Here is an 8853-nt window from a genome sequence, read left to right on the forward strand (position 1 = left end):
GGCGCTGCTCGCGCGCAGCGGCCATCGCGTGCATGCGGTCAGCAGCGGCGTCGAGGCGGTCGCGGCCGTTCGCGAGGGCGATTACGACCTGGTCCTGATGGATGTACAGATGCCGGTAATGGACGGCATCGAAGCGACGCGGCGCATCCGGGCGCTCGAGGGCGCGAAATCGCGCATCCCGATCGTGGCGATGACCGCCAATGCCATGATGGGCGACCGGGAACGCTTCCTCGAGGCCGGCATGGACGACTATGTGTCGAAGCCGATCGACCGCGCGGCGCTGTTTGCGGTGATCGCGCATTGCCTCCAGCGCGAGCTGGTGACGCCGGTCGATCCCGCCGTTCCCTCGGCGCCGGCGACGGGCAAGTCCCCGGCACTCGATGTCGATCAGTCGGCGGCGCTGGAGGAATTGATGAGCGATCTCGAACGCCGCGACGGTACCGCCGGCTGAGCCGGGCGGCAGCCTTCGGCCGGTGATGTCTTCAATGGCGAAACCGGGGGCGAAATCGGGCTTGAATCGGAAGGGCCGTGGCACGATCGGCGCCACGGCCCTTCGGATATTGTTCTTGTTGGCTCATCCCGCCGGATCGGTTCCCGGGGGAAGACGCGGGATCGCCGGACGAACCGGCGAGCGCGATATATCAATGAGGACGTCCTGCAGCGTATCGGTGGGTATTGCTGAAGTCCGCCCTCAAAGTCCCCGGCGCAGCTACCGCGGGTCCCCCGGGAGGGGCCCGCAGCAGCGGCCGGAAGGAAGCCTGGATTAGTGCGACTTCGCCTTCGAAGCAGCGCTCGCGAGGTTGCTGCTCACGACGCTGAAGATGCTGTTCAGCGAGCCGCCGAGGGTCTGCAGAGCGACGATAGCGGCGACCGACACAAGAGCGGCGATCAGGCCGTACTCGATCGCGGTGGCGCCCGACTCGTCATGGATGAAGTTTTGGATCGTGGTCTTCAACATGATTGGGTCTCCTTCCTGAATGTAACCCGCGGACAGAATGCCCCCAACCTCTGAAGCAAAGGTTAATCGGCGGGCATATTGGGAGACTTCAAAAATATGGGCGCGATTACTTGCTGATTATTTAACGCTGATTCAAATAAAATTCTATCGATCGACGGCTTTGTTACAGAGACTTAGAAGACTGCTTGAGGCATGCACGCAAAAAAGAAGGCCGCACGATGGATCGGGCGGCCCTCGCAGCAAAAAAATCGATGCCGGAAAATCAGGTCGATGCCTCGTTCGGCAGGCGCATGACATGGCGCACGAACCAGCCGGTGGCTGCCCAGAGAAGCAAGGCGCAGATGACCGACACATAACCGTCGAGCGCGTAATGCCAGCCCAGATGGACGGAACCCACCATGATGAGGCCGAGGAACACGGTGAAGGCAATGCCCATGGCCCTTGAGGTCCGCCACCCGAGCAGCATGAGGAGCGTTGCCACCGCAACATGCATGCTGGGCATGGCCGAGATGCCGGTGCCGAGATCGAGGCGGTGAAGGCTATAGCCCTCCCACAGCAGTTCCTGGGTGTTGAGCGACCAGAGCTCGAAGATGTCGTTCGCCTGATAGAGATAGTTCATGAGCGGGGCATAGGGATCGGGGCCGGGTACCACCCGCGCGAAATAGCAGGGACCCGCCGACGAGAAGACCGCCGCCAGCACGCCGCCGATCAGGATCCAGGAGAGCGTCATCGACAGCAGGAACTGCATCCGGCATTGCGGCCGTCGCAGGGTGAAGAACTGCCAGATGCAGGTGAACCACAGGGCGAAGAACCAGACATTGTAGCTGACGTTGAACAGCAGGCTGATGAAAGGGTGACCGAGGAGAGGCTGCAGCAGTTCCCACGGCGCCGTGCCGCCATGCAGCCACCGGTCCCACCGCTCCAGCCTCACATCCCAGGAGAAGGGGTGGAAGAACGGGATCGCGGCCTTCGTCACCGAGAAGGTACCGATCAGAAAAGGGAGAAACAAAAGCATCGGCAGACCCCGCGCGAGGCGACGGGGCAAGGCGATGTTGTGCCGCAGATCCTGCATCAGGACGAGAAGCGGACGCTTGGGCCTCATGATCAGCGCGATATAGAGCGCCCGGCCGGTGAAGAGCAGAAACAGCGTGATCGGCAGAATGAAGGAATAGACGTCGAAATAGAGCCCGATCGACAGGATCGAACCGGACTCGAGATGCACGGCGACCCAGGCGCCGACGATGGTGAAAGCCGTGATAACCAAGATGAGCCAGGCGTCGAGGCGGAAGGCCGCGGGCAGCTCGCGGAGAAATTCCGATCCATAGTCGATGGCGTTTCGTCGAAAGCTGGCAAGGAGGCCGGGAAGCCGCTGGGGCAGCGCCGACAGCCAGATGCCGATCGACACGTCCGCCCGTGGCGGGCCTGCAATATCGGCGGTCGATTGCGGCGTAAAAGGTTGATCGGTCATGGCCGGGACGACCTCGATTGTCTGCTAAGGCGGCAGGCGTTCGCGGGCCCGATTCCCTCGATCTTGGGGCAGGCTCGGCAAGGCCGCGGCTTCCCTGAAATTCGAGATGAATCCGAGCGCGCGCTCGCAACCGCCTCACTCTGCGGCAAGAGGTTGAAAGATCCCTTAATCGCGAAGGAAGGGTTAACTTCCGGTCACGTGTAGCGACCTGTCGGGAAGCGGCAATGAGTCGATGCGGAAATCAGTCGCGCAGCAGCGGACGCGTCAGGCAGGTGGGACCGCCCTGGCCCTTGGCCGAGATCTCGCGGCCGGCGATGACCTCGACGCGGCATCCGGCCGCGCGCAATCTTGCTTCCGTCTGCGGATTGCCTTCGAGCATCACGCAATGGCGCGGCGCGATCGCCAGCACGTTGCAGCCCATGCTGTCGAATTCGGCATCCGGCACCTCGACCAGGGTCATGCCGCGCGCGAGCAGCCATTCGCGGAACGGCACCGGCATCAGCGCCGAATAGACCAGCAGCAGGTCACAGTCGAGCGGGCTCAGGATCGACATCAGATGGAACACGTCGCCGGGCCCGCGATAATGCGGCAGCGGGACCGTGACCACCTCGACCTTGGGTCCCACCAGCGCCTGCAATTGCCGGATGCCCTCGTCGTTGGTGCGATAGCCGCGCGCCACCGCGAGGCAATGTTCGTCGAACCAGACGAGGTCGCCGCCCTCGATGCGCCCCGCGCCCTCGATCCGGCCCAGAAGCGGAATGCCGGCGGTGCCCAGCGCCTTGCCATGGAGCGCCGGTTCGCCCTGTCGCGCGGGCTTGCCCATGTTGCAGAGGATCAGACCGCCGGGCGCCACGATCGCGGCGTCGCGCACATAGAGCGCATCGATCGTCAGGCTCGGATCCGCCGGCAGGTGATCGAGCGTCGCACCCACGGATTTGAGGCTGGCCTCGAGCCGGTCATATTCGCGCGCGGCCTGGTCGAGGAGCGGCGCTTCGGTATAAGCGAGCTTTTGCCACTCGGCCGCGATCTTGGCAGGGTTCTGGAACGCGGCCTCCGGCCGGCGCAGCGCCACCCGCCGGATGCGCCCATATTCGTTGAAGCCGCCGAGCTGAGCCGCCATGGACCGCGTTTCCTTGCGCTTGGAGAAAATGCGCAAGGACCCTAATGCAAACGTCTTCTTTCTTCACCTCCCCCTTGAGGAGGAGATGATCGGGAAGAACGCGCTCAGGCGGTCTTGGTCTTGGGGGGCGTCTGCTGGTCGATCTCGTCGATCAGCGCAGAGAGCTCGTCAACCGTGCTCTTGTCGGCCGCGGTCTTGCCGGCGGCAGCCGGTGCCGTCGCTGGCGCGGGCTCCTCGGCGGATGCGGAGTCGCCCGGCTCTTCGGCGCCGCAGAGCCGCGTCATGGCACCCATCAGCTGCGCCATGTCGATCGGCTTCGACACATATTCGTCCATGCCGGCTTCGATATATTCCTCGCGCTGGCCGGCCATCGCGTTGGCGGTCAGCGCGATGATCGGGATGCGCCGCACGTCGCCCGGCAGGCGCCGGATCGCCTGCGAGGCGGCGATACCGTCCATTTCCGGCATCTGCACATCCATCAGGATGAGATCGTAGGGGATCCGCTGCACGGCCGAGATCGCCTCGAGCCCGTTCGAGACCAGGTCGACCTGGCAGCCGAGGCGGCGCAGCAACGCGCTCACCAGCAGCTGGTTCACCTGATTGTCCTCGGCCACGAGGATGCGCAAGCCCCGGCGCGGACGTTCCACGCCGGTAAGGCCGAGACCGTCGGCCGAGCGCTGCGGCTTGGCGGTCTGGCAGCGCACCGTGAACCAGAAGCGGCTGCCGGACTGCGGATCGCTGTCGAGCGCGATCTCGCCGCCCATGAGATCGACCAGCTGCTTGCAGATGGCGAGGCCGAGGCCGGTGCCGCCATATTTGCGCGAGGTCGAGCTGTCCGCCTGGGTGAAGCGGGTGAAGAGCGTGGCCTGGGCGGCTTCGGGAATGCCGATGCCGGTATCGACGACCTCGGCATAGAGCTCGACCTCGCCGTCCTCGCGCGTGCGCAGCTTGGTTCCGATCGTGACCGAGCCCTTTTCGGTGAACTTCACCGCGTTGCCGACCAGGTTGAAGAAGATCTGGCGCAAGCGCCCGGCATCGCCCCTCAGCCATTGCGCTTCCTTCGCGCAAGGCAGGGCCTTGAGCGCGATGCCCTTGGCGGCCGCGCGTGGCGAGAGCAGCGTGATGACGCTGTCGATCACGCGATCGAGCTCGAAATCGACCGGATCGATGCGCATGCGGCCCGCCTCGAGCTTCGAGAAGTCGAGGATGTCGTTGATGATGCTGAGCAGCGCCTCGGCGGATTCGCGCACGGTCTGCGCGTAATGGCTCTGCTCGTCGGTGAGCTCGGTATCGAGCAGCAGGCCGGTCATGCCGATGAGGCCGTTCATCGGCGTGCGGATCTCGTGGCTCATCATGGCGAGGAACTCGGACTTGGTGCGGCTCGCCGCCTCCGCCTTGGTCTTCGCCAGGGCCAGATCCTCGGCCAGGATGGCCAGCTCCTTGCCCTGCGATTCGAGCCGGCTCTTGGCCTGCTCGAGCTCGATCACGTAATCCTGGAGCCGCTCTTCCTCGGCGCGCATCGCCTCCTGCTGCAGGCGGAAGGCTGTGATGTCCTGGGTGATGCCGACCGAGCGCGCGACCCGGCCATTGTCGTCCTGCACGAAATCGCCGACCTCGCGCGCATAGACCAGCTCGCCGTCGCGGCGATAGAGCCGGAACTCCATGTCATAGGGCCGGCAAGCAGCGCGGCTGCTGCTGATCACGTCGACATAGCGCTGCCGGTCCTCGGCATGGATGCGTTCGGCGATGTTGAGGTTGGTGCCGAGCACGCCGTAATAGTCCGCGACCGTCAGACCATGCAGGCGCGCCACCTCCTCGGTGCAATAGACGCAGCGGTCGTTGGCCTCGTCCCAGGCCCAGTAACCGAGCTTCGCCAGCTCGGCGCCGCGGTTCAGCATCTTCTGCAGGTCGGTCAGCTCCTGCTCGCGCTGCTTGATCTCGGTGATGTCGGTGTTGGCGCCGACGATGCGCGTGACCCGGCCGCTGGCGTCGCGCTTGTTGATGGCGCGCGACAGGATATGGCGGGTGGAGCCGTCCTTGTGGCGGTGGCGCAGCTGCGCCAGGAACCGTTCGGTGCGGCCCGCATTGTAGTCGGCGACCAGCTTGAGGGCGACCTGTGCGTCGTCGGGATGGAGCACCGAATGCCAGGATTCGAGGCTGTTCGGCAGCTCGTCGACGCCGTACCCCAGCATCTCCTTCCAGCGCGGCGAGAACCAGATCTCGCCGGTCTCGAAGTTCCAGTCCCAGATGCCGTCGTTCGAGCCCTGCACCGCGAGCGAGAAACGTTCCTCGCTCTTGCGCAGCTCGTCCTCGAGCTCCTTCACCCGCGTGACGTCGACGCCCACGCTGTGGAACTCGAGCAGCTCGCCGGCCTCGTTGAAGACGGCGCGGTCGCGCCAGAGCTGCCAGCCGATCTCGCCATCGAGCAACCGGCTGCGCAGCATATATTCCGCGACCGGCTGTTCCGGGGTGACCGCGGCCAGCTGGCGCAGGATGGTGGCGCGCTGGTCGGGCGTCACGCCGTCGATGAAACGCTTGCTCAGCAGGACTTCGCGCGGCTTGCCGAAATAGCGGCAATAGCGGTCGTTGACGTAGGTCACCGTGGTGTCGGGCATGAAGCGGCAGGCCAGCTCCATCTGGTCCTTGGCGCTGACCCGCGAGGCGCTGGCATTGAGATCGATGCGTTCGACCGGATGGGTCGTGGCGCCCTTGCGATGGGTTCCCATCACGCGTCGCGCGTTGCCGTCGAGGCCGATGATGGGCGTGAGCGTGGTGTGCCAGGTGACGCCGTCGATGACGCTGCTCACCAGCTCGCGCTCGATGACGCGCCGGCTCTCCAGGCATTCGCGATATTCGGCGTTGAAGCGCGCCGCGTCGTCGGCCGCGAACAGGTCTTCCGGCCGCTTGCCGAGGATATGGCCGTAGCGGGCGCCGCAGGTGTCGAGCTCGAGCTTGTTGACCGCGATATAGCGGAAATCGCCGTTCGGCTCCGCATCCACGACGAAGACCGCAATGCCGAGGCACTCGATCGCCGCAGTCAATTCGGCCGGTGTCGCTTCTGCCAGCATCCTTGGAGCCGCTCCCGATCGGCTCCCCTTCCGGGCAGGGAGCCCTCTGCCGCCGCCGGACCGGGAGCCGGGCCAGGCGAGGCAGGCTAAATCTTTCTAATAACGGCGCCTTAAGACCGCGTTAGCAGCCGCAAAACCAAGCCGGACCCGGAACCGCGGCACCGCCTGCCCGTTATATGGCCAATATTCTTATGGTTATTAGGAACTATGACAGTATTGCCCTGCAAACGGTCGCATGGGCTTGCTTGTTCGGGGTTTCAGCCTCAGATATATTGCGCCGCAACAAAGCGGATCGCCGCGGAGTCGCAGGCGTCGCACAGCAGAGGGTGTGGGTTGATGGCTGAAGTAAGCGGGCATTTCCTCGAGGACCTGTCGGTCGGACAGTCCGCGACCTATGCCAAGACCGTGACGGACGCCGATATCGTCCTGTTTGCCGGTATCTCCGGCGACGTCAATCCCGTCCATCTCGACCAGGATTACGCGACCGGCACGATGTTCAAGGGCCGCATCGCCCATGGCATGCTGACGGCGAGCTTCATTTCGGCCGTCCTCGGCACGAAGCTGCCGGGTCCGGGATGCATCTATGTGAGCCAAAACCTCAAATTCAAAGCCCCGGTCCGCATCGGCGAGACCGTGCGCGCGACGGTGACGGTCACGGCGATCGACCCGGCCCGCGCCCGGGTGACGGTCTCGACCGTCTGCAAGGTCGGCGAAACCGTCGTCATCGATGGCGAGGCCCAGCTCGTGGTGCCGCGCCGGCAGGCCCAGGCGGCCGAGTAACGGCGCTTTCCAGGGCCCGCTAAGGCCCTGCGGCTACGGCGATTTCGGCCATTTCGCCGCGGCGCGGAGCGGCCCCTTCGGCCTATCCAGTCCTCAGGCGACGCGCTATCTTCGCCCGCTCTCCTGCCCCCGAGGCCGCCGGCCCGGGGCGGAGCCTTGCGACTGCTCCCGAGCCCCGAACGCATGCGATTATTCCGCCATCACACCGAGATCCCCGTCGAAGCGCGCCATGCCGTGGTGGCGCTGGGCAATTTCGATGGCGTTCATCGTGGCCATCAGGCGGTGATCGGCAGGGCCCAGGCCAAGGCTCGCGAGCTCGGCACCAATTCGGCGGTCCTCACCTTCGAGCCTCATCCGCGCGAATTCTTCAAACCCGGCCAGCCTTCCTTCCGCCTCACGCCGTTGCGCATCAAGGTGCGCCAGCTCGAGGCGATGGGGCTCGACGATCTCTTCGTGCTGCCCTTCGGTCCGCGCCTCGCGCAGATGAGCGCCGAGGCCTTCGTGATCGAGGTGTTGATCGAGGGGCTCGCGGCCCAGCATGTGGTGGCCGGCTATGACTTCGTGTTCGGCCGCGAGCGGCGCGGCAACGCCGCCCTCCTGGTCGATCTGGGCCAGATGCATGGCTTGGGTGTGACCTCGGTCGAGGCCGCCGCCAGCGACGGCGGCGAGGTGTTCTCCTCGACCAAGGTGCGCGAGCATCTGACCTCCGGCCGGCCGATGAGCGCGACTGCGCTGCTGGGGCGGCCCTGGGAGATCGAGGGCCGCGTCGAGCATGGCGATCAGCGCGGCCGGCAATTGGGATTCCCCACCGCCAATATCGCGATCGGCGATTATCTCGAGCCGATGCTGGGCGTCTATGCGGTGAAGGCCGGTATCGATATGGGGTCGGCCACCCGCTGGGTTGACGGCGTCGCCAATCTGGGCCGCCGGCCCACCGTCGGCGGCACGCGCGTGCAGCTCGAGGTGCATCTCTTCGATATGTCGGCCGATCTCTATGGCCGGCATCTGCGCGTCGCCTTCATCGACTTCCTGCGGCCGGAGAAGAAATTTTCAGGACTGCCCGAGCTCAAGGCGCAGATCGCCGCGGACAGCGCGCGCGCGCGTGAAATCCTGCAGGCTTATGCGGGCCCGCAGCCCGGCACGTCGCCGACCGGCGCGCCGCCTTCGCCGAAGGGCCCGGAGGGCGATGCCTATGATCGCGCCCTGCGGCCGAAGATCAGACCCAAGATTTCCACCAATCACTGAAACAGCACTGACGGATGGCCGGGGCGGGCCTTGAGCCTGCAAGCCCCCGGCGCCATGAACGGCGATCACGCGAGGGACCGTTGGATTACAAAGACACCGTTTTTCTGCCGCGCACCGAATTTCCCATGCGCGGCAACCTGCCGACCCGCGAGCCGGAGACGCTGAAGCGCTGGCAGGAGATGAATCTGTTCCAGCGCCTGCGCGACGCGTCGCG

7 protein-coding genes are annotated in these 8853 nt (G+C 65.3%); 3 read left to right on the plus strand and 4 right to left on the minus strand.

From position 1 onward, the window contains the following. The coding region (locus ACREE8_RS03600) for a response regulator (protein ID WP_431571609.1) at positions 1-451 on the plus strand (451 nt) is incomplete at its 5' end. Between the two features lie 312 nt (positions 452-763). Here ACREE8_RS03600 and ACREE8_RS03605 read toward each other — a convergent pair. From ACREE8_RS03605 to ACREE8_RS03620, 4 genes are all read right to left on the minus strand, one after another. Then, the gene (locus tag ACREE8_RS03605) at positions 764-958 is read right to left on the minus strand and encodes a Flp family type IVb pilin (RefSeq protein ID WP_431571610.1); all 195 of its coding nucleotides are present in this window, start codon (positions 956-958) and stop codon (positions 764-766) included. A gap of 262 nt (positions 959-1220) precedes the next feature. Further along, on the minus strand, positions 1221-2426 hold the full coding sequence (locus tag ACREE8_RS03610) for a phosphatase PAP2 family protein (RefSeq protein ID WP_431571611.1): 1206 nt from the start codon (positions 2424-2426) through the stop codon (positions 1221-1223). A 241-nt stretch (positions 2427-2667) separates the two neighbouring features. Then, on the minus strand, positions 2668-3546 hold the full coding sequence (locus tag ACREE8_RS03615) for a dimethylarginine dimethylaminohydrolase family protein (RefSeq protein WP_431571612.1): 879 nt from the start codon (positions 3544-3546) through the stop codon (positions 2668-2670). A 104-nt stretch (positions 3547-3650) separates the two neighbouring features. Beyond that, a complete protein-coding gene (locus ACREE8_RS03620; RefSeq protein ID WP_431571613.1) occupies positions 3651-6614 on the minus strand; it encodes a PAS domain-containing protein in 2964 nt (987 codons plus the stop codon). A 336-nt stretch (positions 6615-6950) separates the two neighbouring features. Here ACREE8_RS03620 and ACREE8_RS03625 point away from each other — a divergent pair, with 336 nt between their 5' ends. Together ACREE8_RS03625 and ACREE8_RS03630 are read left to right on the plus strand one after the other, a co-directional pair. Continuing rightward, positions 6951-7394, plus strand: a complete 444-nt coding sequence (locus ACREE8_RS03625; RefSeq protein WP_431571614.1) for a MaoC family dehydratase — start codon at positions 6951-6953, stop codon at positions 7392-7394. A 183-nt stretch (positions 7395-7577) separates the two neighbouring features. Further along, positions 7578-8639, plus strand: a complete 1062-nt coding sequence (locus ACREE8_RS03630) for a bifunctional riboflavin kinase/FAD synthetase (RefSeq protein WP_431571615.1) — start codon at positions 7578-7580, stop codon at positions 8637-8639. The last annotated feature ends 214 nt before the right edge of the window (positions 8640-8853 follow it).

It is taken from the genome of Hypericibacter sp., assembly GCF_050729195.1.
Taxonomy (GTDB): Bacteria; Pseudomonadota; Alphaproteobacteria; order Dongiales; family Dongiaceae; genus Hypericibacter.

Bases quoted from the DNA above. Each gene is read 5' to 3' on its own strand.
- ACREE8_RS03605 (WP_431571610.1), bottom strand. From the start codon at position 958: ATGTTGAAGACCACGATCCAAAACTTCATCCATGACGAGTCGGGCGCC.
- ACREE8_RS03610 (WP_431571611.1), bottom strand. From the start codon at position 2,426: ATGACCGATCAACCTTTTACGCCGCAATCGACCGCCGATATTGCAGGC.
- ACREE8_RS03615 (WP_431571612.1), bottom strand. From the start codon at position 3,546: ATGGCGGCTCAGCTCGGCGGCTTCAACGAATATGGGCGCATCCGGCGG.
- ACREE8_RS03620 (WP_431571613.1), bottom strand. From the start codon at position 6,614: ATGCTGGCAGAAGCGACACCGGCCGAATTGACTGCGGCGATCGAGTGC.
- ACREE8_RS03625 (WP_431571614.1), top strand. From the start codon at position 6,951: ATGGCTGAAGTAAGCGGGCATTTCCTCGAGGACCTGTCGGTCGGACAG.
- ACREE8_RS03630 (WP_431571615.1), top strand. From the start codon at position 7,578: ATGCGATTATTCCGCCATCACACCGAGATCCCCGTCGAAGCGCGCCAT.